Below are 24538 nucleotides of genomic sequence, written 5' to 3'. Positions count from 1 at the left end.
AGTGAGTAATCACTCATTTAGGAGGGGTCATATGCAAAAAGATGTTATCCAAGCAAGTGTTACAAAACGATATGGCACGACTACGATCTTAGATAATATTAGCATTTCACTTAAGCAAGGTGAGATTTTCGGTCTGCTAGGACCATCAGGATCTGGAAAAACGACATTTGTCAAACTGCTCTGTGGTATTGAAGAGGCTTCAGAAGGAAAGGTAACTGTATTTGATGAGCGAATGCCTGATTTAAAGATAATGAAGCGGATCGGTTATATGGCACAAGCGGATGCTTTGTATGGTGAACTAACCGCTTATGAGAATTTAGAATTCTTTGCAACGCTTAGCGGTGTGAGTCGTCGTGATCGAAAAGATCGTATCTTGTCTGCTATGAGGGTAGTAGATTTAGAAAAAGAACTTCAGAAAAGAGTGGAGGACTTCTCAGGAGGAATGAAGCGTCGCTTATCACTTGCGATCGCTTTATTGCACGACCCTGAAGTCCTGTTGCTTGATGAACCGACTGTTGGCATAGACCCGTCCTTGCGACAAAAGATATGGGATACGTTTGAAGATCTGAGAAAAAAGGGCGTGCTCATTCTCGTTACGACTCATGTAATGGATGAAGCTGATAGATGTTCAAGGCTTGGGATGATTCGAGATGGTCGCTTGATTGCTGTTGGAACTCCAGAAGAATTGAAAAAACAAACAGATTCGACGACAATTGAGCAAGCTTTTCTCTCATATGGGGGTGTTAAGGAATGAGAATTACAGCCGTTGTAAAACGTATATTGAGGCAGTTTATTCATGACAAGCGAACGATGGGCCTAATGATTGTGGCACCAATTATCATTTTAACGATGTTATCGCTAGTGTTTAACGGGGAAGACCTCGAGTTGAAAGTAGGCACCCTAAATATACCTGATCAACTTGTCGAAAGAATAGAAGAGCATGCTATTGTTAAAAAAGTTACGTCAAAAGATACCATTGAGTCACTACTGAAAGAAGATTATGATGCAGTTATTGACTTCAGCAATGGGGAAAAGAAACTACATCTAGAGGGCAGTGATCCCTCCATTAATCAAGCAGTAATTAATCTTGTTAGAAGTAATTCTATGGTAAACAACGAAGAAGTGGATTTAGATGTATCTTATCTTTTTGGCTCGAGTGACATGACTTCATTTGATCACTTTGGTCCTGTACTAGTTGGCTTCTTTATTTTCTTTTTTGTGTTTTTAATTGCTGGAGTTTCTTTCTTGAGAGAGAGAACCCAGGGGACGCTCGAACGAGTTTTAGCTAGTCCTATTAAAAGGTGGGAACTTGTAATTGGGTACGTGATCGGCTTCGGATTATTTACTATGTTTCAATCAGCGATCATTGCCCTATATAGTATTTATGTGATTGATTTAAAAATGGAAGGCTCTTTCTTTTATGTACTGCTTGTTACACTCTTGCTAGCATTAAGTGCCCTAACTTTAGGTACTTTACTTTCATCATTTGCAAAGAATGAATTGCAAATGATACAGTTTATACCACTTGTTGTTGTACCGCAAATCTTTTTTTCTGGATTATTTAATCTTGATACGATTTCAAACTATTTAAGCTGGATTGGTCCGTTAACACCTTTGTATTATGGAGCTGAAGCTCTTAGAAATGTTATGATTAAAGGACAGGGAATAACTGAAATATGGATTGATTTACTTGTTTTATTTGTATTCTCAATCGGTTTTATGATTTTAAATATATACGCACTAAAAAAACACCGACGCATTTAGAGTCAGGGGGAGCTTATGAAAAAGATAGAAGACAGCATGGAATGGCTATTTGATGAAGAGGTAAGCGAGTCCGGAGATTTAACTGAGAAACAAAAACGCATCGTTAAAGCGGCAGTTGAAATGTTCCAGGAAAAAGGATTCTCCGCTTCCTCAACAAGTCAAATTGCGAGACGTGCAGGCGTAGCGGAAGGAACAATATTTCGCCATTATAATACGAAGAAAGACTTGCTGCTTGCTATTGTTACACCTGTTATGAGCCATCTGGTCGCCCCTTTCATCGTGAAAGATTTAGACAAAGTATTAAAACCAAACTATGAGCACTATGAGGATTTTTTGAGAGCTGTTGTAAAAAATAGACAGGTGTTCATACACAAGCACTTACCAATTGTTAAGATTTTGATGCAGGAGATTCCTTTTCATGAGGAACTTCGTACTCAATTTATCGAGCATGTAGCGAAGGATTTGTTTGATCGGTTTGAAAAAGTGATTCTCCACTTCCAACAGAAAGGCGAATTAATCCAAATTCCGCCTTCCTCAGCGATCAGACTTTCGATAACAGCCGTTCTCGGTTTTTTTCTTGCACGATACATTATGGTGCCGGAGAGTGAGTGGGATGATGAGCAGGAGATCGAACTGACAGTTCAATTTATATTAAATGGTTTAAAAGCAAAATGACCATCCAGCCTTCGCTGGGTGGTTTTTTTGTTTTCCTCCAATAAGTTCAATATTTTAAATGTAACAATTTAGCTAACAAACTATTTGCTTCCGGTGTTTTATGAAGCTGATTTCTCAATAATGAAATGAGTTATATGATTTACGAATTTCTTCTGAAAATCATAAATTCATCATAAGTTGTACAAACAATTTGTGGGAGGCTAGAGATGATTCATTCCGTTCTTGTCATGGGAGTGCTTCGAATACTTTCTGGTGTGATCGAGCTTACAGCAGCGATTCTTATTCTTTTTATTCAGGATCTAAGAATAGCCATGATGATTAATGCCATTCTCGCTATAGTTGGCCCAATTATTTTAATAGTTACCATGTCAGTGGGGTTGATTGGTCTAGCAGGTGATCTATCAATTATGAAAATTATTTTCATCATGATAGGGGTTGCCTTTATTTTAATTGGAACCCTTTCATAGATTTAGTAGAGACATAATTTAAGCAAGACAGGAATAGTAGTGTAGGGAGAAACAAGCTTAGAGAGGGGGGACATTCTTGGAAGAAGTTCTTCGCGTGCTTCCGGAAAATGTACAAAAAATCTTGAATCAGTATTCAATTGTTGAAAGATCGACGATTGAAGAAATTCGAATGCGTATTAACCGTCCACTTGAGATCATGATTAACGGGAAGCCGGATTTTCCTCTCTTAAATGGCCATGGCTATTTTATTTCAAAAGAAGATGGTCTACAAATGATAAATAAGCTAAGTCACTACTCTCTCTATGCTCTGGAAGAAGAACTTAAAAAAGGTTTTGTAACGATTGAGGGAGGGCATCGTGTAGGCCTCGCAGGGAAGGTTATTACACTAAATGGACATGTCAAAGCCATTAGAGATATTGCTTCATTTAATGTGAGAATTGCGAAGCAAAAGCTTGGAATAGCTATACCACTAGTATCATATCTATATGCTGGGAGATGGATGAATACGATTATATTAGGGCCCCCTCAGTCTGGTAAAACGACGATGCTTCGTGATTTAACTCGACTTATGGCTGAAGGTGATGAATTAAGAAGGATTCCATCAGCAAAGGTAGGCGTTGTCGATGAGCGATCAGAAATAGCTGGATGTGTACAGGGGATCCCTCAACATCGACTGGGAGACCGTGTTGATGTACTCGACGCTTGTCCAAAAGCGGAAGGAATGATGATGATGATTCGCTCCATGAGTCCAGAAATACTGATTGTAGATGAAATTGGACGAAAAGAAGACAGTGAAGCGATTATCGAAGCAATAAATGCTGGGATTAACCTCGTAGTGACAGTCCATGGGACGAAATTGGATGATTTAAACCGTAGGCCAAGTATGCAGGGGTTATTAAAGTCGGGGTGCTTTGATCGTATCGTCGAACTGTCGCGAGAAGATGGTCCAGGAACAATTAGTGCGATTAAAGATAAAACCGGTAAGGAAATTCGACGTAAAAAGGTGATCTAGCATGAAGTTACTAGGTGCAGTGCTCATCATTATGGCAAGCACATGGGCAGGTGTGGAATGGTCCAGGACAGTTAGTGAACGGTCACGCCAATTACGTCAGTTGAAGGCGGCATTACAGTCACTAGAAGCAGAGATTGTTTACGGAATGACACCTTTAAGCGTTGCTTGTAGTCATATATGTAGACAGGTTGGTCATCCTGTATCGTGGTTTTTTGATTCATTTAGGAGGAAGCTTGAGGCAGGCCATGCTACTGCGTATGAAGCATGGATTGAAAGTATGGAGGAAGTTTGGAAATACACTGCCTTTAAAAATGAGGAAAAAGAAGTGATGAAGCAATTAGGCGCTACCATTGGTCAGCATGATCGAGAACATGAGCAAAAGCAACTGAAGCTGGCATTAATTCACTTAGAGAGAGAAGAAAGTGAAGCGAGAGATAATCAGATGAAATATGAAAGAATGTTTAAAAGCCTTGGTGTACTTGGCGGTATTCTTCTTGTCATACTTTTGATTTAGTCATTGGGAGGAAGCGTAGATGAATCATGATGTAAATACGATTTTTCAAATAGCTGGTATTGGTATTATCGTTGCCATGCTTCATACAATCTTAAAGCAAATGGGAAAAGAGGAATACGCGCACTGGGTCACTTTAATAGGATTTATTGTTGTCCTTTATATGGTCATTACAATTATAGATGATCTTTTTCAGAAAATACGAGGAGTCTTCCTTTTTCAAGGGTAGGGGGTGACTGCGATTGATATTTTACAAATAGTCGGCTTAGGATTAATCGCTACCTTCCTAGTTATTGTGGTCAAAGAGCAAAAGCCTGTGTTTGCCTTCACGATTACGGTTTTCACAGGCGCTTTAATTTTTCTCTACTTAATAGGAGAAATTCAACACATTATTCGTATGCTTGAGAGTCTTGCAGCAAAAGCGAATGTTGAAATCGTTTATGTGGAAACGGTTTTAAAAATTATCGGGATCGCTTATATAGCAGAATTCGGTGCGCAAATTGTAAGAGATGCGGGTCAAGGCGCAATTGCATCGAAAATTGAACTTGCTGGTAAATTATTGATTCTTGCTATGGCAATTCCAATCTTAACGTTAATCATAGAAACAGTATTGAAATTATTACCATCATAAGAGGGGGAGAGGGACATGCCTCACATGAAAAAAATGCTGTTGATGCTGCTATTCCTCTGCTTTTCTCTTATGTTTTTTGAATCTTCCGTAGCGGCAAAAGGGGAAGAGGAGCCTCTTTCAAGTCAATTTGTAGACAAGCAGTTAAATACGCTTGGTTTACAAGAAATACAAGATTATTGGGATGAAGTCATTGAAGAATACGGGGGTTTTTTACCTGAAAGTCAGAAAGGCTCCTTTATGGAATTCATTAAAGGAGAAAAGCAGATATCTTTAAAAGCGTATTTTATTGGCCTACTAAAGTTTCTCTTCCATGAACTGCTTGTGCATGGAAAGCTTCTTGGGAGTCTGATCCTTCTTACAATCTTTAGTATCCTTCTGCAGAACATGCAAAATGCATTTGAACATAAAGCAGTTAGTACAGTAGCGTATGGCATTATTTATATGGTTTTAATTATCCTGGCACTAAATAGCTTTCATGTTGCGATTCAGTATACAGAAGATGCTATAGCTAACATGATGGGATTCTTACTTGCATTAATTCCATTGCTTTTAGCTTTAATGGCATCTGTGGGTGGAGTAGCTTCTGTTGCTTTCTTTCATCCGATCGTCTTATTTCTTGTAAATACTGGTGGATTACTTATTCAGAAGTTTGTACTTCCAATGCTCTTTCTATCAGCGGTCCTCGCTATTGTAAGTACTATCAGTGAGCAGTACAAGGTTACCCAGCTTTCTAATTTATTACGAAATGTAGCGATAGGAACTCTTGGCGTTTTCTTTGCGGTTTTTTTAGGGGTTATTTCAGTACAAGGTGCGACAACTGCGGTAGCGGATGGCGTTACGATAAGAGCTGCGAAATTTGTAACGGGTAACTTTATCCCAGTCGTTGGTCGGATGTTTACAGATGCCACCGACACGGTGTTAAGCGCCTCTGTTCTATTAAAAAACACGGTGGGCTTAGCTGGGGTTGTCATTCTCTTAATGATCTGCGCTTTTCCGGCGCTAAAAGTATTATCACTAGTACTAATCTATAATATTGCTGCAGCGGTGATTCAACCATTGGGCGGTGGTCCAATTATTCAATCCCTAAATGTTATATCAAAAAGCATTTTGTTCATATTTGCGGCCCTTGCTATTGTTTCATTGATGTTCTTTCTTGCTGTAACGATTATTATAGCATCTGGCAATATTACGTTAATGGTGCGTTAGGAGGTGTCGTGTGGATATTATTACAGGCTGGATTACAAATATTATTGTGTTAATCCTTCTAGCAACAGTTCTAGAACTATTGTTGCCAAATTCAAATATGCAGCGTTATGTAAAGATGGTTATAGGTTTAATGTTAATGGCGGTTATTTTATCTCCTATACTCACGATTTTCACTAAAGACTTTGATGCCATGCTCCGAACAGTAACGCTCACTGACTCAACTCAAAATGTAAATATGGAAAATCAGATAGAATCAAAGAAAAGTGAAATACAAGCATCCAATGCTGCATATATTGAAGAACAAATGGCTGTCCAAATGAAAAGCCAGGTAGAAAAGGAGTTGAGGGACCAGTTTAACCTCGAGATCACAAGCGTTAGTCTTCAGTTAAAGAATCTTGATGGGGAAAAGGATATTGATCAAATTGCAGTAACAGTAAATGAAGCAGGAGCAGAAAAATCTGTTAAGGAAGTGGATGCTGTATCCGTATCAATTGATATTCAGGAGGAAGAGGTCGAAGAAACGGATACTCTCTCTCGTAAGGTTGCATACTTTCTTGCAGATGAGTGGGAGCTGTATCCAAAACAAGTCGGAGTTCAGGTGAAAGGAGGAGAGTAGGGAACGTGGATGAAAAACCAACTAGCTGGCTTGATCAATTGAAGAAGCCTAAAAAGAAAAAGGGAATCCCGTTATTATATTTGATTATTGCTGCGGGGATTGGCGTTATCTTCATGTTTTCCGGAAGCTTTTTCCAGTCACCTGAACAAGTCCAGGAAGTGTTTTCAGAGCAGGCGAGCTCAAAGGATAGTGAACCTACCTTTAGTCAAAAGAAGTCCAATCCGTCGTCTATGGCTGAATACGAGAATGTATACGAAACACAGCTGAAAGAAGCTTTAGATGAAGTGGCAGGAGTTTCTGATGCCACAGTTATTGTAAATTTAGATTCTACAGAAGAAAAAATCGTTGAGAAAAACAGCACTTCTACTGATAAATATACGGACGAATCTCCAAATGATGGAGGTTCAAGAAAGATTGAAGAACAGTCAAGTGAAGAACAAGTTGTCGTCATTCAAAATGACAACGGACAGGAGCCTATCATTGTTAGTACAAAGAAGCCTGTCGTACGAGGAGTTGTAGTGGTAGCGGTTGGAGCAGAGAATATGGAAGTAAAGAAAATGATCGTGGATGCAGTAACAAGACTGTTAGACGTCAAGAGTCACCGTGTCATGGTGCTTCCGAAAAAATTAAAGGGGGAATCCTAAATGGTTTTGAAAAAGCAAACAGTGTGGTTACTGACGATGTTAAGTTTAATCATTGTTTTATCAGCCTATTATATTATGACTCCTGGAACTGATAATGTAGCGTTTGTAGGGGATCAGGATCAAGAGCAGAGTGGTGAGGAAAGTAAAGGAGAAGAGGCAAAAGAAACGAACGCAGAAGAAGGAGATGCTGTTTCTTCAAGTGTTTCAAGTGAGGAAGGTTTTGCATCCATAAGACTTGAGATTCAAGAACAACGAGATGCAGCGATTGAAGACTATACGGCAGTTATTGCAAGCGAAGCATCTGCTGACCTTAGAAATGAGGCACATGAGCAACGTCAAGAATTGATGGCATTATCTCAAAAAGAATCTGTATTGGAAAATGTGATAAAGTCAGAAGGGTATAGCGATGCGGTAGTTTATACGCTAGATGATGATAAAGTAAGAGTTATTGTTAAAGCAGATCAACTCTCGAATGAAGAGGCCAACAACATTATGGTACTAGCAGAAGAACAGCTAGGAGAAGGCCATAGAATAGCGGTTGAATTTCAGGCTGCAGCAAAGTAAAGATGGAGTTCACTCCATCTTTTTTGTTTTGACCCATTTATGCTCTGAAAGTATTGTGAAAAAAGTTTCGTTCAGAATGAAGCGGTTATTGCCAAATAAACAAAAGTAGATAAAGCACCAATTTTTAAAGTAAGCGTACATAGATAATCCACATAATATTTTATAGGTGAAAACGTTTTCTGTGTTTGTTACCCTTATAATAGGGCGGTGTGCAAAGATGCCTTCTACCAAGTAAACTGAAGATATGATATGATTAATAGGCTTAGGACCTGCTTTTATATAATGGTCTTAATTCTGAGGTTTGATTTGTTAGATGGAATGCTGGAGATACTAATACACATCTTTATTATGCTATAATTGCTATAGGTTGGAGCGTGTCTTCTGCACAGAAAAACCTCCTAAATACTAAATTTGAAAAAAGATGACAGGGAGTGGAAGTCTTGTTAAAAGTTCAAGAAATTCGCGAATTGATCAAACTTATTGATCAATCAAGCATTGATGAATTCGAATACGAAAATGATGGGTCTAAAATTGTTTTAAAGAAAAACGACGTACAATATGCTGAGGCACCTGTACAGCAGCCTGTACAGCAGCCCGTTGCACAACAGGCACCTGAGCCAGTGAAGCAAGTGGCGTCTTCTTCAAAAGAGCAAGCTACTGAAGAACCAAAAGAAGAGAAACAGGATGAATCATTACATAAGATAGAATCCCCAATGGTGGGAACGTTCTATGCTCGTCCAAATCCAGAGTCAGATCTTTATGTGAAAACAGGAGAAAAAGTTTCGGAAGATAGCGTAGTCTGCATCATTGAAGCAATGAAGCTTTTTAATGAAATAGAAGCAGAGGTAAATGGAGAAATCGTAGAAATGCTAGTTGAAGATGGTCAGCTGGTTGAATACGGACAGCCTCTGTTTTTAGTGAAAGCATAGGTGATGATAGGATGGAGATTAAGAAATTACTTGTAGCTAACCGCGGAGAGATAGCAGTAAGAATCATACGAGCTTGTGAAGAGCTCGGAATAGAAACAGTAGCCGTATATTCCCAGGCAGATAAAGATGCGCTTCATGTTAGACTTGCTGATGAAGCTTATTGTATCGGACCCACAGCAGCAAAAGACAGCTATTTAAATTTTACAAATATCATGAGTATTGCTACTGTGACAGGGGTTGACGCCATTCATCCCGGATATGGTTTTCTAGCTGAAAATGCCGATTTTGCTGAACTTTGTAGAGAATGCAATGTGACGTTTGTTGGTCCTAGTCCTGAAGCCATTAATCGCATGGGCACGAAAGACGTTGCTAGAACGACAATGAAGGAAGCTGGAGTTCCGATTGTACCTGGCTCTGAAGGGATTATTAAAGATGCTGACGAGGCAGTAGCTCTTGCGAACGAAATGGGTTACCCCGTCATTATTAAAGCGACTGCTGGCGGTGGCGGTAAAGGAATCCGTATTGCTAAGGATGAGAATGAATTAGTAAAAGGAATCAATATTACGCAACAAGAAGCCTCTACCGCATTTGGAAACCCTGGGGTTTACATTGAAAAGTTTATTGAAGACTTCCGACATGTAGAGATCCAAGTCCTTGCAGATAATCATGGGAATGCGATCCATCTAGGTGAGCGTGATTGTTCTATCCAAAGGCGTTTACAAAAGCTAGTGGAAGAAACCCCTTCTCCAGCTCTTGACGCAACAATTAGAAAGAAAATGGGAGATGCGGCAGTGCGAGCTGCTCAAGCCGTTCAATATTCTGGTGCAGGAACTGTGGAGTTTATTTTTGAGCCAACAGGGAATTTTTATTTTATGGAAATGAATACGCGCATTCAAGTTGAGCACCCTGTGACTGAGATGGTAACGGGTATTGACTTAATTAAGGAACAAATCCGAGCAGCTTCTGATGAAGAACTTCGATACAAACAAGAAGATGTGACGTTTAAAGGATGGGCGATTGAGTGCCGTATCAACGCAGAAGATCCTGACAAAAAGTTTATGCCGTCCCCTGGTAAGGTTGAAATGTACCTGCCGCCGGGTGGATTTGGAGTTCGAGTTGATTCAGCTGTTTATCCAGGGTATGATATTTTACCTTTTTATGATTCAATGGTTGCAAAGCTGATTACTTATGCTGATACTCGAGAAGAAGCTATCGCTAGAATGAAGCGAGCACTAGGAGAATTTGTCGTTGAAGGTGTTAAAACAACTATTCCGTTCCATATGCGCCTTATGAATCATGAGAAATTTGTAAGCGGCGATTTCAATACAAAGTTTCTTGAGAAATATGATTTAACAGAGCAATCAATGAATTCTAAGTGAGGTGTTCAGAATGAATGAACTTCAATCATTTGAAATGGAAGAGCACGATACTGGTCTTGGAAAAGTAGAGATTTCACCTGAAGTTATCGAAGTCATTGGAAGTATTGCAGCTTCTGAAGTTGATGGTGTAGCAGAGATGAGAGGGAATTTCGCCTCTGGTGTTGTAGAACGCTTTGGGCGAAAGGATCATCGAAAAGGCGTCAAGGTGGAACTTGATGAAGATGGGATCATCTTAGATGCCTATGTGGTGGTAAGCTATGGTTTATCCATTCCGGAAGTATGTGAGAAGGTTCAGGAAAATATCCGTCAGGCCCTTCTTACAATGACTGCTCTAGAAATCAGTGCCGTCAACGTGAGTGTTGTAGGCATTACATTTGATAAAAAAGAACCAGAGAACGAAGAATAAGCAGCGGGGATTGTCCCCCTGCTTTTTGTTTGTGAAAACAATTGGACATTGCAAAACCTGTATTTGTCCTCTACAGTATGCTATTATTTATTGGTATAGCAATATTAGCGTAAAGGGAGTATAGCAATGAAAAGAAGACATGCAAGAGAAAAAGCCATCCAGGTATTGTTTCAAATAGATGTAACAGACACCGATCCACGTGAGGCTCTTCAACACGTTTTAAATGAGGGAGAAGGTGACGAGTTTCTATCTGAGCTTGTCTTCGGAACGCTTGAGAACCTCGAAAAAATTGATGAAGTCATTAAAGAAAATCTTGTGAACTGGACATTTAATCGGATCGGAAATGTTGACCGTTCAGTACTACGCATGGCTTCTTATGAAATGGTAGTCAGAGATGATATACCCGTTAACGTTAGTTTAAATGAAGCCGTTGAACTTGCGAAGTTATTCGGTGGAGAAGAATCAGGGCGTTTTGTGAATGGTGTCCTCTCTAAGATCATCCAAAAAAGCTAATTTAAGTAGGAGGGGATAGTTGTGAAAGCGGATCGCTATATTTCGGTAACGGCGCTTACGAGACATGTTAAGCGAATGATTGATAATGAACCTGCACTGCAAGATGTCTGGTTGCGTGGCGAATTATCCAATGTGAAGCTTCACAATCGAGGACATCTTTACTTTACAGTTAAAGATGATAAATCACGTGTTCAGGCTGTCATGTTTGCAGGAAATAATCGGCATATGAAATTCAAACCCGAAAGCGGAATGAAAGTACTGATCCGTGGAGAAATATCTGTGTTTGAGCCATATGGCCAATATCAGCTCTACGCAAAAGAAATGCAGCCTGATGGAATTGGTAATCTTTATTTAGCTTACGAAGAGCTGAAACGAAAACTCGAATTTGAAGGACTGTTTTCTGATAACCTCAAACAGCAAATTCCACGCTATCCTACAGAAATTGGCGTTATTACTTCCCCTACTGGAGCGGCCATTCGAGATATTTTCACGACAATTAAAAGACGGTATCCAGCTGCGCGAATTACGGTTTTTCCCGTTCTCGTGCAGGGAAATCGTGCTAAGGGATCGATTGTTCAAGCCATAGAGATGGCGAATGCGATGAAAATGATTGATGTGCTGATTGTGGGGCGTGGCGGTGGATCTATTGAAGAACTATGGGCATTTAATGAAGAAGAAGTCGCAAGAAGTATTGCTAGGTCGCACGTACCGATTATTTCTGCGGTAGGCCATGAAACGGACTTTACGATTGCGGATTTCGTTGCTGACTTAAGAGCGCCGACACCAACTGGTGCTGCTGAATTAGCAGTCCCTAGTGTAGTGGAATTGAAAGAGCGAGTTGATCAAAGAGTACATAGACTCATGAGAGTAATGCAAGAAAAACTTGTCTCCGATCGAGATCGGCTGTCAAACCTCCAAAAGTCTTATGCTTTTCGCTATCCAGATCAACTATTGAAGCAAAAGGAACAAGAGCTTGATTTGCAAGTAGAGCGATTGCAGAGAAATATGAAGCGGTTATTGTCGTATACAAAAGAACAAGTCGATCGAAACCATAAGCAATTAAAAAAGCAGCACCCCCAAAAACTTCTAAAAGAAGCGAGTCAAGAGCTTGTAGAGCTCAAGAATTCTTTGAATAAGGAAATGCAACGTGTTTTAGTTGGAAAACAACGTGATTTCTCACTTGCTGCTGGGAAATTGAATGCATTAAGCCCATTGAAAGTAATGGAGCGGGGGTATAGTCTTGCATATAAAGAAGAAGAACTCATTAAGTCTGTTAGTCAGGTCCAACCTGGAGATGTTCTTAAACTTGAAATGACAGATGGAAAAATTGATTGCCATGTATGGGGATTAGAGGAGAGTGATTCGAATGGAGAAAAATGAGAACGTCACATTTGAAGAAGCAATGGAAAAGTTAGAACAAATCGTAGGGGCCTTAGAAGAGGGAAACGTTCCTCTTGAAAAAGCTATTTCACTCTTTCAAGAGGGGATGAACTTATCAAACATCTGTCATGAAAAACTACAATCCGTTGAAGGGAAAATGGATCAAATTGTTGAGGAAAACGGTGAAATCAAGCGTTTTTCTGTGCAGGAGGATGAAGCGTGATCCAAGATCTTAGCTCTTATATGAATGAGTGTAAAAAACTGCTTGATCAAGAACTGCCTTCATATATTAATCATCTTGAAATGCCAGAATCATTAAAAGAAGCGATGTTGTATTCGATTCATGCGGGAGGGAAGCGGATCCGCCCGATATTAATGCTTGCTACTGTAGAAGCATTTGGCGAATCGATTGATCAAGCAATTCCCATTGCCTGTGCTGTAGAAATGATTCATACGTATTCGCTAATTCATGATGATTTGCCCGCTATGGACAATGATGATTTGCGTCGAGGAAAACCTACAAACCACATCGTTTTCGGCGAAGCGGCGGCTATTCTAGCTGGTGATGCCCTTTTAACCCAAAGCTTTGAACTTATTGCAGACTCCAACTTAACGAGCGAGCAAAAAGTAGAGCTTATTAAGTTATTGTCTCATGCTGCTGGACCTTCGGGTATGGTTGGGGGGCAAATGGCAGATTTGGATGGTGAAAAACAAGCATTAACGTTAGAACAACTTGAGTATATTCATCATCATAAGACTGGGAAGCTTCTTATGTTTTCCATTATGGCAGGGGCGATTATTGGAAATGCTTCGCCACTTCAACGGGAACATCTCCAAGCATTCGGTGAGCACATCGGGTTATCTTTCCAAATAAGTGACGATATCCTTGATGTTGAAGGAGATGAAGGCAAGATTGGTAAACAACCAGGAAGTGATGAGAATAACGAGAAAAGCACATATCCTAAGCTTCTGTCCTTAAAGGGCGCTAAAGAAAAATTAAAGCATCATTTTGATGAGGGATTATCTCACCTTTCTGCCGCTAACATAAAGGAAAATAGATTAAGGTCGATTGCAAAGTTTATTGTAGAGCGTGATCATTAACATATAATTGAGCATAATCATAACCTGTGGTATAATAAGTTAAGATTGAGTGGTGCAGTATTCTAGTCAGTTCGCCATTTCTGAAGGCGGGCCTAAAAATCCGCCATAGGGCACATCGATGAAGTTCCTGGTGTTGGCTTGAGTCGCCCAGACTTGGGTCGATGCTGGGAGTTAAGGTCGCAGGGCGATCCACAAAGGCATGTGGGCGTTGACCCTGCTTCCGCGGAGGCCCATTCTTGTAGTAGAGCGGTTAACGCTGCCTGCTATGAATTGGGGTATGAACCTGTTGCAGCTGCATGGGAACGCAGTTGAACAGCGTAGCCTGCCTTGAGTGGAGCTAGAGGGGATTATGGATTATTGGAAATTTGCAGCTCGGCCGGCCGCTTTTTTCCTACCACCCATATGAAATCTGCTCTGCAAAAGAGGCTAGGAAATGTGTGGAACTGTTGAGGAAAACTCCTAGACTGTTCCGAGTGACACTTAAAGGGGATTATAGTGCGGACTAAGTGGTAATCCAGTCTAGCGCATGGTGACTACGCTAAGATAGATATAAAGGGAAACCGCCTGAATGGCGACGTTCAGGTATCTATCTGGGAAAACCTACTGGACCTAAGCCGCAGTCTTTACTCTTTAAGTGACCACTCTTCAATACATATGAGTAAAGGGGTGTTCAACTGACAGGGAACAGGGGGAAACGAACTGACCCCATGAATTCCTGCCAGATGGATACCTATTTTTATGTAATTATATAATGGACAAGGAGTAGATATGAAAGCTTCCGTATCAAAATCCATAAACTGGAGTTTAGCTATTGCCGTTATCACACTTGTGTTAGCGGCTATTTTTTCAATTATATCGACGGCAGTATTAAGTGGTGTATCTTGGGCAATTGGTATGATTGTAGTATTATTAATCGTTCTAATTGGTATTTTCTTTGATACAATTGGGGTTGCTTCAACAGCAGCAAATGAGGTACCCTTCCACGCCATGGCTGCTGAACGCCTAACCGGGGCGAAGCATGCAATTTTTGTTACACGTAACGCAGATCGCGTAGCAAGCTTCTGTAATGATGTAATTGGTGATATTTCGGGTATTATAAGTGGTACAGCCTCCGCAACCGTTGTCGTACAATTAACACTTCAACTTGGACATAGCGATGGATCTTTGTTTCAATATATAGTATCAGTAGTATTTACCAGCGTCATAGCTGCGTTGACGGTCGGAGGAAAAGCGCTCGGAAAAACGTTTGCGATCCATTTTTCTACTGGAATCATTTTTCAAGTAGGTCGGTTCTTATATTATGTAGAAAAAACATTTAAAATTAAAATGGTAGGCAACCAATCCAAAAAGAAAAAGGGAAACCGTAAATCGAAATAAGAAGGGGAGGACATTCCCATGGATTTAGAAAAGATTGAGAATCCTAAGTTTCTCAAAAATTATGATATCAATGAAATGACCGAGCTTGCAGAAGAAGTTAGAAGTTTTTTAATTAATAAATTGTCTGAAACTGGTGGACATCTTGGTCCTAACCTTGGTGTGGTTGAACTGACAATCGTTCTTCACAAAATTTATGATAGTCCAAAAGATAAATTTATCTGGGATGTAGGACACCAAGCATACGTTCATAAAATTCTGACAGGACGAGCTTCTAGATTTGATACTTTGCGAAAATACAAAGGTCTTTGTGGATTCCCTAAGCGAAATGAGAGTGAGCATGACGTTTGGGAAACTGGTCATAGTTCTACATCATTATCTGCGGCGATGGGTATGGCTGCTGCTCGTGATATGAAAGGAAGCGACGAGAGTGTTGTCGCGATCATAGGGGATGGCGCATTAACAGGTGGAATGGCCTTAGAAGCGCTCAATCATATTGGTCATGAGCAGAAAGATATGCTAGTGATCTTAAATGATAACGAAATGTCGATTGCTCCTAACGTTGGAGCGCTTCATAATATTCTAGGAAAACTTCGTACAGCAGGTAAATATCATAAAGCGAAAGAAGAGCTTGAATATTTGCTTAAGAAAATCCCTGCTTTCGGCGGTGCGCTTGCATCGACTGCTGAGCGTGTTAAAGATGCTCTGAAATATCTATTGGTGTCTGGTATTTTCTTTGAGGAACTTGGATTCACCTACCTTGGACCAGTAGATGGGCATGACGTTGAAGCTCTAATGGATAATATTAAGTACGCTAAGAAAACAAAAGGGCCCGTCCTTATACATGTGTTAACAAAAAAAGGAAAAGGTTATCAACCGGCTGAAAGCGATCAAATCGGTGTATGGCACGGTGTGAGTCCTTATAAAATCGAAGCTGGGGAACAGATTAAACCGAAAGTTGCTGCCCCAGGCTATAGCAAGGTAGTAAGTGAAACGGTACGGAAGCTCGCTGAAAAAGATGATCGCATTTCTGTTATTACACCAGCTATGACAGTTGGTTCAAAATGGGAAGCGTTCGAAAAGCAATTTCCAGAAAGACTTTTTGATGTAGGAATTGCAGAACAGCATGCTACAACGATGGCAGCAGGACTTGCAACACAAAACCTGAAGCCTGTCTTATCTATCTACTCCACGTTTCTCCAAAGAGCCTATGATCAGCTTGTCCACGACGTGTGCAGGCAGAACCTAAACGTATTTCTTGCAGTTGATCGTTCTGGTCTTGTAGGAGCAGACGGGGAAACACATCAGGGAGTATTCGATATCTCGTTCCTTCGTCATTTACCGAACATGGTCTTAATGATGGCTAAAGATGAGAATGAATTGCAACATATGGTGAATACTGGAATGAAGTATAATCAAGGCCCGATTGCAGTTCGGTATCCGCGAGGAAATGGCATCGGTGCGAAGATGGATGAAGACTTAAAAGAAATTCCAATTGGCACTTGGGAAGTCATTCGCGAAGGAACAGATGTCGCACTCCTTTCTTTTGGTCCTACGCTTCAAGACCTTTTGAAAGCTGCAGAGAAACTTGAACAAGAAGGCATCTCAGCTCGAGTAATTAATGCTCGTTTTATTAAGCCTCTTGATGAGAAAATGATGGCTGAACTTATGCAAGAAGGAATTCCGATGTTAACAGTGGAGGAAGCGATTCTTCAAGGTGGATTTGGTAGTGCTGTACTTGAGTATGTGAACGACAGCGGTTATCAACACGGTACAATTCAAAGAATGGGCATACCAGATGCATATATTGAACACGGCAGTGTCAATGAACTATTAAAAGAAATCGGCTTAACTCCAGATGATATTGTTGCGAAAGCAAAGAAAATAATTCCAGCAAAACAAAAGAGGGCATAAAAGAGAATGGCTAAGAAGGAAAGACTTGATGTAATCCTTGTTAATCGTGGACTAATCGATACAAGAGAAAAAGCAAAAAGAGCGATCATGGCTGGCCTTGTATTTTCGGAAACAGAAAGAATGGACAAGCCGGGTGTGAAAGTAGCAGAAGACATTAGTTTACAAATAAAAGGTGATACGCTTCGTTATGTTGGACGCGGTGGTTTAAAACTTGAGAAGGCGATTAACGTCTTCTCTCTTCTCACCGAAAACAAAGTTGTATTGGATATCGGCTCATCTACAGGTGGGTTTACGGATTGCGCGCTGCAAAATGGTGCTTCACTCGTGTATGCACTTGATGTTGGTTATAATCAATTAGCTTGGAAATTACGTGTAGATGACCGAGTAGTTGTTAAAGAAAGAACAAATTTTAGATATGCAGAGAAAGCAGACTTTGAACAGGGGTTGCCAGATCTTGCAACCATAGATGTCTCTTTTATTTCCTTAAAGTTGATTTTGCCAGTTCTTAAGCAGATCCTAAAAGAAAATGGAGAAGTGATTGCACTTGTAAAACCTCAATTCGAAGCTGGAAGAGGAGAAGTTGGGAAAAAAGGAATCGTACGTGATAAAAAAATTCACTTACGTGTACTAACAGAAATGATGGACTTCGCGACTAAAGAAGGCTATCAGATCAAAGGCATCTCTTTTTCTCCAATAACCGGTGGTGAAGGAAATATCGAATTTCTATTATACTTGGGCTGGCAGCAGGATATGGTTAACGAAACAATTCCTACGCCTGAAGAAGTTGTAGAAGAAGCGCATCAAAAGTTATAGAGGATACACGCTGTGTGTCCTTTTTCTCGTTCGTCACTGTACCAGAGAAGATATTCGTATTTAGTCCAGAAAATATCTTTTTACGAGTGAATATTTATGAGGGTCTATACAAAAGAGAAGCGTGGCTATATAATAAGGCTGTCAGATTTTACTTACCGGAACTTCTGGAGGTTATACAATGAATAAAGGACAACGTCATATCAAAATTCGTGAAATGATTGCCAATCAAGATGTTGAAACACAAGATGAACTTGTGTATTGCCTGAAGAGCGCTGGCTTTAATGTAACTCAAGCCACTGTTTCACGGGATATTAAAGAACTTCATCTTGTTAAAGTGCCAACAATTGATGGTAGATACAAATACAGTCTTCCTGCAGATCAGCGCTTTAATCCACTTCAGAAATTGAAGAGAACATTAACAGATGCATTTATTAGCATAGATCATGCGGATCATCTTATCGTTATGAAAACGCTTCCTGGTAATGCGAATGCGATTGGTGCGCTAATAGATAATTTAGACTGGGAAGAAATCATGGGAAACATTAGCGGAGATGATACTATATTAATCATTTGCAAAAGTGCTGATGCTGCACCTATGTTATCACAACGCTTTATTGACATGCTTTAGGAAAATGAAAGAGGATCTTTTGAAGGTGGGAGAATATGTTAGCGGAACTATCCATTCGTAATTTTGCGATCATAGAAGCGATCACCGTTTCATTTGATCGTGGATTAACAGTCCTTACTGGAGAAACGGGCGCAGGTAAATCCATTATCATAGATGCCATTGGACTTTTAGTTGGTGGGAGAGGTTCTGCTGAATTCGTTCGTTATGGAACAAAAAAAGCAGAAATCGAAGGGTTGTTTCACATTGAACCTGAGCATCCAACAGTTCAAAAACTTGAGGACGTTGGGATTGAGTTTACTGATGATATGGTCGTATTGCGACGTGATATCTCAAATACTGGTAAGAGCATTTGTCGAGTCAATGGAAAGTTAGTCACACTCGGGATTTTAAGGGAAATTGGTCAAACACTTATTGATATACATGGGCAGCATGAACACCAAGATTTGATGCAATCAGACAAACATTTAACGTTGCTCGATCAATTTGGTGACCGTGCTATTAGTCCGGCGTTAGTGGAATATCGAGACATTTTTCAAAGATACAAGAAAATTCAGCAGCAGATGAAGAATCTGACAGAAAACGAACAACAAATGGCACATAGATTAGATTTAATTCAATACCAACTTGAAGAAATTTCAAAAGCAGAATTATCTCCAAATGAAGATGAAGAATTAATGGAAGAGAAGCTACGTCTTGGCAATTTTGAGAAATTATTTTCTGCTCTTCAAGATGTCTATCATTCCCTGCATGGAGATAATAAAGGATTAGACTGGGTAGGACTTGCGATGGCGCAACTTGAATCAGTAACTGATCTTGATGAGGAATTACAAGGATACCACGAAGAAGTAGCTAATCAATTTTATCTGCTTGAAGAAACGGCTGGAAAGTTAAATACATATCGAGATCAACTTGAATTTGATCCTGCTCGTCTAGATTTTGTAGAAGAGCGTCTTAATGAAATACAGGTGCTCAAAAGGAAATACGGTGAATCGGTAGAAGAAATTTTGGAATATGCTGCTTCTATTGAAGATGAAGTCGATGAACTTGTAAATAGAGAAGACCGCGTAGAAGAGCTTGAATCCAATTTAAAAGGTATTAAAGCGGACCTGACCGTAGAAGCGGAAAACCTTACAAGACTTCGTAAAAAGGTCGCCAGTGATCTTGTAGAGGCGATTCATCATGAACTTAGAGATTTATATATGGGAAAGACAGAATTTGCTATTCATTTTAACGACTTAAATAATAAAAAAGAATCCTTTCACAGATCAGGACAAGATGATATTGATTTCATGATCTCTACAAATCCAGGTGAGCCGCTTAAAGAGCTTTCAAAAACAGCATCTGGCGGAGAATTATCACGTATAATGCTAGCGTTAAAATCCATCTTTTCAAAACACCAGGGAATAACCTCTATTATTTTTGATGAGGTTGATACAGGTGTTAGTGGAAGAGTTGCTCAAGCGATGGCTGAGAAGATTCAGCGCCTTTCTTCTGGTTCACAAGTTCTTGTTATTACACATCTTCCTCAGGTTGCCGCAATGGCTGACCATCACCTTTATATTTCTAAAGAAGAAACGGGTGAAGGGCGAACAAAGACAAGTGTTGGTAATTTAAGTGATGAAGAACAAATTGAAGAACTTGGAAGAATGATATCTGGCGCTGAAATGACAGAGCTAACAAAGAAACATGCGAGAGAATTATTGCATCAAGCGAACCAAATAAAATCATGATTTGAAATGCTATCCAACTCAGGGTAGCATTTTCATTTTTAGAGGTTATAATAACCGCGACTCAAGGCAAAATTATAGATACAGCCATGTTGGAGGTGTGAGCAAGAGCGAGGAGAGTGAAGGATTGAAGATAGAGATGTTTCGTAAATTGTTAGGCGTAGTTCTCCTTGGTTTTTTAATTGCACTTGGTTTTTCAAAGCCAGTACAATTATTTTTAACTATCCCAGACGAGATTATCATGTTCGAAGGAGATCAAACTAGGATCTCATCTGTAATACCCGCTGTTGCTTCGCTAGGAAGTACAGAAGTGGCAAGCCTAGATCAGCAGCAAAGCAACCTTACGATAAACGGCAAAAAAAGCGGTTCTGATATTCTGGATTTAACGGTAGGCGATTTCCCGGTCAAAAAAGTTGGCGTGAAAGTTCTTCCTGATTTTAAGGTTATACCTGGAGGACAGTCTATAGGTGTTAAATTAAACACACGTGGGGTGTTAGTAGTTGGCCACCATTTAATTCATACAAATGAGGGAGATCGTTCTCCGGGAGAAATAGCAGATATACAAGTTGGCGATATTATTACTAAGATCAATGGTCAGACCGTTAAGAAAATGAGTGATATTGGAACAATTGTTAAGAAAGCCGGTAGCGACGGTAATGCACTAAAAGTTACAATCGTGAGAGAAAATGAAGAATTAAGTAAGAAGCTGATTCCGGTGAAAGATAAACAAAATGAATCATACCGGATTGGATTATATATACGTGATTCTGCAGCTGGAGTTGGAACATTAACATTTTACCATCCTAATACAAAGAAGTATGGTGCACTCGGACACGTTATATCTGATATGGATACAAAAAAGCCAATTGTAGTGAACCATGGAGAAATTTATCCATCATCTGTCACTTCTATTGAAAAAGGGAGCAATGGACATCCAGGTGAGAAGCTGGCTAGATTTTCTAATACGGCCCAAAAGCTTGGAACGATTACGCGCAACAGTCCATTTGGAATCTTTGGAGAAATGAATAATGAAGTCAAAAAAGGCATGTATGACCAACCAATGCCTATTGCACTTTCTCACCAAGTGAAGGAAGGTCCTGCCAAAATATTAACAGTGGTTAAAGGTAGTGAAGTAAAAGAATACGATGTAGAAGTGATCAGTTCAATACCACAGAAGTTTCCAGCTACAAAAGGAATGGTTATTAAGGTAACGGATTCTGAACTATTAAAAGAAACAGGTGGAATTGTACAGGGAATGAGTGGAAGTCCGATTATTCAAGAGGGAAAAGTAATCGGTGCAGTCACGCATGTGTTCGTCAATGATTCCACTTCAGGCTATGGTGTTCACATTGAATGGATGCTTGAAGAGGCTGGGATTAATATTTATGAAGAAAGTCGTCATGAGAAGCGAACAGCGAGCTAAAAAAAGCTCACTGTTCGCTTTCTTTCGTTTTTCAACCATGATATACTGTGGATGAAGAAAATTCGACAAAATTGAAAGAGTATTCAGAAAAAGTAGTAACGTGTAGTAAATTGAAGAATAGCTAAGAATTATGTGGAATAAATATTGTTTTTAAAAGTTTTTAGAAATTTTAGAGGAAATTTACCAAATCCGTTGAATGTCTATACTACGGTAACCAAACTTGTGGAAGGAGAGACGGAACCATACAAAAAAATAAAAGTATGTTTAGCTGATGATAATCGCGAATTAGTTAATTTGATTGAGGAATATATGTCACGACAGGAGGATATGGAGGTAGTCGGAACCGCTTCCAATGGTCAGGAGTGCTTGGAAGTGCTTGAAGATCACGAGCCTGATGTACTTGTTCTAGATATTATCATGCCTCATCTCGATGGCCTAGCAGTTCTGGAACGCTTACGTGAAATGAATTACACTTGTAGCGTTATTATGCTTACTGCGTTCGGACAAGAGGATGTAACCAAAAAAGCTGTGGACCTTGGAGCATCCTACTTTATTTTGAAGCCGTTTGATATGGATAATTTGGCAAGCCATGTGAGGCAGGTAAGTGGTAAGAAAACAACGTTTACCACAAATGGCGGATCATACAAACGCCCGCAACGAGAAAACAGACCAAGAAACCTTGATGCAAGTATCACTAGTATTATTCATGAAATTGGAGTTCCTGCACATATTAAAGGTTACATGTATTTGAGAGAAGCGATCACGATGGTTTACAATGATATTGAACTACTTGGATCTATTACGAAGGTCTTGTATCCAGATATCGCAAAGAAATTCAATACAACCTCTTCAAGAGTTGAGCGGGCTATCCGTCATGCAATCGAAGTAGCATGGAGTCGAGGGAATGTGGAGTCTATTTCCAATCTGTTTGGTTATACAGTAAGCATGTCAAAAGCAAAACCAACAAATAGTGAATTCATTGCGATGGTTGCCGATAAGCTTCGCATTGAGCACAATATGGATAATTATTCTCATAGCAGGTAAAGTGCACTATTAAATAATTTATAACGAAAAACAAAGCCCGAAATCAAAAGGGCTTTGTTTTTTTGTTATTGTTTCTTTGAAGAAAATTTCTGCTGCACTTTATTTCGCTTACGATCACGATAGAAAATAAACCCACCGACAAAAGAAAGACCGGCTATAAGAAAGACTAGACCGAGAATGAATTGAACAATAAGAGAATTGAACGGTGGGTTAAGTACACCGAAAAGAACGTCTCTCATTAATTTAATACCGATTACTCCTAAAATCCCTGGAATTAATACGATAAGTAAAGCGATTAACCTCATTACCCGCGCACCCTTTCTAGACATCACTAGTGTTATTGTAGCGAACTCTGAATAAAGTGTCTATGCGTGTTTGTACCGGATTTTGTTACAACGGCATTGAGAAATACTAAATGGATAATCAACACGATAAGTTAACATAGTCAAAAAAGTGAACCATGCATGATTTGTCAAAATAAGAAAAGAGATGTATGATAGGTATGAAATATATTGCATGTATAGGATGCAGGTGATGAATATTTGCGAACATGTATGATTGTAGGTGCCGGAAAAGGCGGGGTAGCACTTTTGGATATCTTACAAGAGACTGAAATGATGAATGTTATTGCAATGGTTGATTGTAATTTAGATGCGCCTGGTATTCTTAAAGCTCGTCAAAGCGGCATTGCTGTTTTTGACAATTGGAAAGTTGCACTAAAGCGTTTTGAAATCGATGTCATTGTTGAAGCTACTGGAAATGAGAGTGTTTTTGAAGAGATTAGAGACATGCGAGAGAAGCATACTGTATTGATTCCAGGTTCAGTTGCTAACATCGTCCTTAAGTTAATTGAAGAAAAAGAAGATTTAATTGACACTTTGCGCCATCAATCAAAACAGCAGGAAATTATTCTTGATTCTACTCATGACGGTATGATTGCGGTCAATATAAATGAAGAAGTGACGTTATTTAATCGGAGTGCTGAGAAAATTACCGGAATTTCCAAAACACATGCTGGTGGAAAAATAATTGGGTCTCTCATGGCCTCTAGCATGTTGCCTCGGGTTTTATCTTCCGGCCAGCCGGAAATTAATCAAGAGCAGCTTCTTCCAAATGGGAAAAAAATTATTACGACACGAATCCCGATGTTTGATGATGAAGGCAGACGAATTGGCGCATTAGCGGTTTTTAAAGACATGACAGCTATTGAGCAAATGGCACAAGAAGTTACTAATTTAAAAAGCGTGCAGTCAATGCTTGAAGCCATTATTCAATCATCTGATGAAGCGATTTCTGTTGTTGATGAACAAGGGAAAGGTCTAATGATCAATCCGGCTTATACGAGGTTAACGGGTCTTGAACATGACCAAGTTATTGGCAAGCCGGCGAGTACAGACATATCTGAAGGTGAAAGCATGCATATGCGTGTATTAAGGACCAGGAAGCCTGTGCGTGGTGTTCAGATGAAGGTTGGACCGAGTAAGAGAGAAGTTGTTGTTAATGTTTCTCCGGTTATTGTCGATGGCAGATTGAAGGGCAGTGTAGGCGTCATTCACGATATTTCAGAACTTCATTCATTGAATAGTCAACTGCAGAGAGCAAGACAAATTATTCGAACGCTTGAAGCGAAATATTCATTTGAAGATATTATAGGGAAATCAGAAGAAATGACGTTTTCTGTCCAGCAAGCAAAGCTTGCAGCCTCTACACCAGCAACCGTGCTCCTCCGTGGAGAATCCGGGACTGGGAAAGAACTATTTGCACATGCCATACATAATGCCAGTGATCGTAAGTACAACAAGTTTGTTAGAGTGAAC

28 protein-coding genes are annotated in these 24538 nt (G+C 39.8%); 27 read left to right on the top strand and 1 reads right to left on the bottom strand.

Features of this window, described 5'->3' with window-relative positions:
• Positions 1-31 precede the first annotated feature (31 nt).
• From ACIFPW_RS12595 to spo0A, 26 genes are all read left to right on the top strand, one after another.
• Positions 32-754 carry an ABC transporter ATP-binding protein gene (locus tag ACIFPW_RS12595; RefSeq protein ID WP_430244705.1) on the top strand — a complete coding sequence of 241 codons (723 nt, stop codon included), beginning with the start codon at positions 32-34 and terminating at the stop codon, positions 752-754.
• The gene (locus tag ACIFPW_RS12590) at positions 751-1764 is read left to right on the top strand and encodes an ABC transporter permease (protein ID WP_430244703.1); all 1014 of its coding nucleotides are present in this window, start codon (positions 751-753) and stop codon (positions 1762-1764) included. Before ACIFPW_RS12595 ends, ACIFPW_RS12590 begins: the two co-directional genes overlap by 4 nt.
• Before the next feature lie 15 nt (positions 1765-1779).
• Positions 1780-2439 (top strand): TetR/AcrR family transcriptional regulator, encoded by a 660-nt coding sequence (locus ACIFPW_RS12585; protein WP_430244701.1) that lies wholly within the window; start codon positions 1780-1782, stop codon positions 2437-2439.
• Positions 2440-2645: 206 nt separating this feature from the next.
• A complete protein-coding gene (locus tag ACIFPW_RS12580) occupies positions 2646-2906 on the top strand; it encodes a DUF2619 domain-containing protein (RefSeq protein ID WP_430244700.1) in 261 nt (86 codons plus the stop codon).
• 76 nt (positions 2907-2982) lie between these two features.
• Positions 2983-3918, top strand: coding sequence for a stage III sporulation protein AA (gene spoIIIAA / locus ACIFPW_RS12575; protein ID WP_430244698.1), 936 nt, complete (start codon positions 2983-2985; stop codon positions 3916-3918).
• A gap of 1 nt (position 3919) precedes the next feature.
• Positions 3920-4432, top strand: a complete 513-nt coding sequence (spoIIIAB, locus tag ACIFPW_RS12570; protein WP_194222114.1) for a stage III sporulation protein SpoIIIAB — start codon at positions 3920-3922, stop codon at positions 4430-4432.
• A 19-nt stretch (positions 4433-4451) separates the two neighbouring features.
• Complete coding sequence (spoIIIAC, locus tag ACIFPW_RS12565; protein ID WP_048308951.1) at positions 4452-4658, top strand: stage III sporulation protein AC; 207 nt, start codon at positions 4452-4454, stop codon at positions 4656-4658.
• A gap of 12 nt (positions 4659-4670) precedes the next feature.
• Positions 4671-5060 carry a stage III sporulation protein AD gene (spoIIIAD, locus tag ACIFPW_RS12560; RefSeq protein WP_194222342.1) on the top strand — a complete coding sequence of 130 codons (390 nt, stop codon included), beginning with the start codon at positions 4671-4673 and terminating at the stop codon, positions 5058-5060.
• A 15-nt stretch (positions 5061-5075) separates the two neighbouring features.
• Positions 5076-6266 carry a stage III sporulation protein AE gene (spoIIIAE, locus tag ACIFPW_RS12555; protein WP_408962615.1) on the top strand — a complete coding sequence of 397 codons (1191 nt, stop codon included), beginning with the start codon at positions 5076-5078 and terminating at the stop codon, positions 6264-6266.
• A gap of 10 nt (positions 6267-6276) precedes the next feature.
• Positions 6277-6882: a stage III sporulation protein AF gene (spoIIIAF, locus tag ACIFPW_RS12550; protein ID WP_430244695.1), complete on the top strand. Its 606-nt coding sequence runs from the start codon at positions 6277-6279 to the stop codon at positions 6880-6882.
• 5 nt (positions 6883-6887) lie between these two features.
• Complete coding sequence (spoIIIAG, locus tag ACIFPW_RS12545; RefSeq protein ID WP_430244693.1) at positions 6888-7526, top strand: stage III sporulation protein AG; 639 nt, start codon at positions 6888-6890, stop codon at positions 7524-7526.
• Positions 7527-8090 (top strand): SpoIIIAH-like family protein, encoded by a 564-nt coding sequence (locus ACIFPW_RS12540; RefSeq protein WP_194222111.1) that lies wholly within the window; start codon positions 7527-7529, stop codon positions 8088-8090.
• A gap of 440 nt (positions 8091-8530) precedes the next feature.
• Positions 8531-9019, top strand: a complete 489-nt coding sequence (gene accB, locus ACIFPW_RS12535) for an acetyl-CoA carboxylase biotin carboxyl carrier protein (RefSeq protein WP_194222110.1) — start codon at positions 8531-8533, stop codon at positions 9017-9019.
• An 11-nt stretch (positions 9020-9030) separates the two neighbouring features.
• Positions 9031-10398 carry an acetyl-CoA carboxylase biotin carboxylase subunit gene (gene accC, locus ACIFPW_RS12530; protein ID WP_194222109.1) on the top strand — a complete coding sequence of 456 codons (1368 nt, stop codon included), beginning with the start codon at positions 9031-9033 and terminating at the stop codon, positions 10396-10398.
• Positions 10399-10408: 10 nt separating this feature from the next.
• The gene (locus ACIFPW_RS12525) at positions 10409-10804 is read left to right on the top strand and encodes an Asp23/Gls24 family envelope stress response protein (RefSeq protein ID WP_194222108.1); all 396 of its coding nucleotides are present in this window, start codon (positions 10409-10411) and stop codon (positions 10802-10804) included.
• A 126-nt stretch (positions 10805-10930) separates the two neighbouring features.
• Positions 10931-11317, top strand: coding sequence for a transcription antitermination factor NusB (nusB, locus tag ACIFPW_RS12520; RefSeq protein WP_404681630.1), 387 nt, complete (start codon positions 10931-10933; stop codon positions 11315-11317).
• Between the two features lie 21 nt (positions 11318-11338).
• Positions 11339-12697, top strand: a complete 1359-nt coding sequence (gene xseA / locus ACIFPW_RS12515; RefSeq protein ID WP_194222106.1) for an exodeoxyribonuclease VII large subunit — start codon at positions 11339-11341, stop codon at positions 12695-12697.
• Entirely contained in the window at positions 12684-12920 is a 237-nt protein-coding gene (locus ACIFPW_RS12510; RefSeq protein WP_194222105.1) for an exodeoxyribonuclease VII small subunit, read from the top strand. Before xseA ends, ACIFPW_RS12510 begins: the two co-directional genes overlap by 14 nt.
• Positions 12917-13798, top strand: a complete 882-nt coding sequence (locus ACIFPW_RS12505; RefSeq protein ID WP_242057410.1) for a polyprenyl synthetase family protein — start codon at positions 12917-12919, stop codon at positions 13796-13798. Before ACIFPW_RS12510 ends, ACIFPW_RS12505 begins: the two co-directional genes overlap by 4 nt.
• A 768-nt stretch (positions 13799-14566) precedes the next feature.
• Positions 14567-15175: a hypothetical protein gene (locus tag ACIFPW_RS12500; RefSeq protein WP_194222104.1), complete on the top strand. Its 609-nt coding sequence runs from the start codon at positions 14567-14569 to the stop codon at positions 15173-15175.
• An 18-nt stretch (positions 15176-15193) separates the two neighbouring features.
• Positions 15194-17086, top strand: coding sequence for a 1-deoxy-D-xylulose-5-phosphate synthase (dxs, locus tag ACIFPW_RS12495; protein ID WP_430244688.1), 1893 nt, complete (start codon positions 15194-15196; stop codon positions 17084-17086).
• 6 nt (positions 17087-17092) lie between these two features.
• Complete coding sequence (locus ACIFPW_RS12490) at positions 17093-17899, top strand: TlyA family RNA methyltransferase (protein WP_430244686.1); 807 nt, start codon at positions 17093-17095, stop codon at positions 17897-17899.
• Positions 17900-18077: 178 nt separating this feature from the next.
• Complete coding sequence (gene ahrC / locus ACIFPW_RS12485) at positions 18078-18527, top strand: transcriptional regulator AhrC/ArgR (protein WP_098444159.1); 450 nt, start codon at positions 18078-18080, stop codon at positions 18525-18527.
• A 35-nt stretch (positions 18528-18562) separates the two neighbouring features.
• On the top strand, positions 18563-20257 hold the full coding sequence (recN, locus tag ACIFPW_RS12480; protein WP_194222101.1) for a DNA repair protein RecN: 1695 nt from the start codon (positions 18563-18565) through the stop codon (positions 20255-20257).
• Positions 20258-20381: 124 nt separating this feature from the next.
• On the top strand, positions 20382-21677 hold the full coding sequence (spoIVB, locus tag ACIFPW_RS12475; RefSeq protein ID WP_430244683.1) for a SpoIVB peptidase: 1296 nt from the start codon (positions 20382-20384) through the stop codon (positions 21675-21677).
• A 222-nt stretch (positions 21678-21899) separates the two neighbouring features.
• Positions 21900-22721 (top strand): sporulation transcription factor Spo0A, encoded by an 822-nt coding sequence (gene spo0A, locus ACIFPW_RS12470; RefSeq protein ID WP_430244707.1) that lies wholly within the window; start codon positions 21900-21902, stop codon positions 22719-22721.
• Positions 22722-22786: 65 nt separating this feature from the next.
• Here the strand turns inward: spo0A and ACIFPW_RS12465 are convergent, their stop codons facing one another.
• Complete coding sequence (locus tag ACIFPW_RS12465) at positions 22787-23026, bottom strand: DUF2627 domain-containing protein (RefSeq protein ID WP_430244680.1); 240 nt, start codon at positions 23024-23026, stop codon at positions 22787-22789.
• A 237-nt stretch (positions 23027-23263) separates the two neighbouring features.
• Here ACIFPW_RS12465 and ACIFPW_RS12460 point away from each other — a divergent pair.
• Positions 23264-24538 (top strand): PAS domain-containing protein (locus ACIFPW_RS12460; RefSeq protein WP_430244676.1); only part of this gene is annotated, 1275 nt, incomplete at its 3' end.

It is taken from the genome of Pseudalkalibacillus sp. NRS-1564 (assembly GCF_050467905.1).
Taxonomy (GTDB): Bacteria; Bacillota; Bacilli; order Bacillales; family Guptibacillaceae; genus Guptibacillus; species Guptibacillus hwajinpoensis_B.
The sequence above is the reverse complement of the archived record's forward strand: the minus strand, read 5'-3'. Positions and strand labels throughout refer to the sequence as shown.

What these genes read in the sequence shown, in the direction of transcription:
- dxs (WP_430244688.1), top strand. Translation starts at nt 15,194, where the DNA reads ATGGATTTAGAAAAGATTGAGAATCCTAAGTTTCTCAAAAATTATGAT.
- spoIIIAE (WP_408962615.1), top strand. Translation starts at nt 5,076, where the DNA reads ATGCCTCACATGAAAAAAATGCTGTTGATGCTGCTATTCCTCTGCTTT.
- ACIFPW_RS12525 (WP_194222108.1), top strand. Translation starts at nt 10,409, where the DNA reads ATGAATGAACTTCAATCATTTGAAATGGAAGAGCACGATACTGGTCTT.
- ACIFPW_RS12540 (WP_194222111.1), top strand. Translation starts at nt 7,527, where the DNA reads ATGGTTTTGAAAAAGCAAACAGTGTGGTTACTGACGATGTTAAGTTTA.
- accC (WP_194222109.1), top strand. Translation starts at nt 9,031, where the DNA reads ATGGAGATTAAGAAATTACTTGTAGCTAACCGCGGAGAGATAGCAGTA.
- ACIFPW_RS12590 (WP_430244703.1), top strand. Translation starts at nt 751, where the DNA reads ATGAGAATTACAGCCGTTGTAAAACGTATATTGAGGCAGTTTATTCAT.
- ahrC (WP_098444159.1), top strand. Translation starts at nt 18,078, where the DNA reads ATGAATAAAGGACAACGTCATATCAAAATTCGTGAAATGATTGCCAAT.
- nusB (WP_404681630.1), top strand. Translation starts at nt 10,931, where the DNA reads ATGAAAAGAAGACATGCAAGAGAAAAAGCCATCCAGGTATTGTTTCAA.
- spoIIIAB (WP_194222114.1), top strand. Translation starts at nt 3,920, where the DNA reads ATGAAGTTACTAGGTGCAGTGCTCATCATTATGGCAAGCACATGGGCA.
- recN (WP_194222101.1), top strand. Translation starts at nt 18,563, where the DNA reads ATGTTAGCGGAACTATCCATTCGTAATTTTGCGATCATAGAAGCGATC.
- ACIFPW_RS12490 (WP_430244686.1), top strand. Translation starts at nt 17,093, where the DNA reads ATGGCTAAGAAGGAAAGACTTGATGTAATCCTTGTTAATCGTGGACTA.
- ACIFPW_RS12500 (WP_194222104.1), top strand. Translation starts at nt 14,567, where the DNA reads ATGAAAGCTTCCGTATCAAAATCCATAAACTGGAGTTTAGCTATTGCC.
- ACIFPW_RS12585 (WP_430244701.1), top strand. Translation starts at nt 1,780, where the DNA reads ATGAAAAAGATAGAAGACAGCATGGAATGGCTATTTGATGAAGAGGTA.
- ACIFPW_RS12580 (WP_430244700.1), top strand. Translation starts at nt 2,646, where the DNA reads ATGATTCATTCCGTTCTTGTCATGGGAGTGCTTCGAATACTTTCTGGT.
- ACIFPW_RS12510 (WP_194222105.1), top strand. Translation starts at nt 12,684, where the DNA reads ATGGAGAAAAATGAGAACGTCACATTTGAAGAAGCAATGGAAAAGTTA.
- ACIFPW_RS12465 (WP_430244680.1), bottom strand. Translation starts at nt 23,026, where the DNA reads ATGAGGTTAATCGCTTTACTTATCGTATTAATTCCAGGGATTTTAGGA.
- spoIIIAC (WP_048308951.1), top strand. Translation starts at nt 4,452, where the DNA reads ATGAATCATGATGTAAATACGATTTTTCAAATAGCTGGTATTGGTATT.
- ACIFPW_RS12595 (WP_430244705.1), top strand. Translation starts at nt 32, where the DNA reads ATGCAAAAAGATGTTATCCAAGCAAGTGTTACAAAACGATATGGCACG.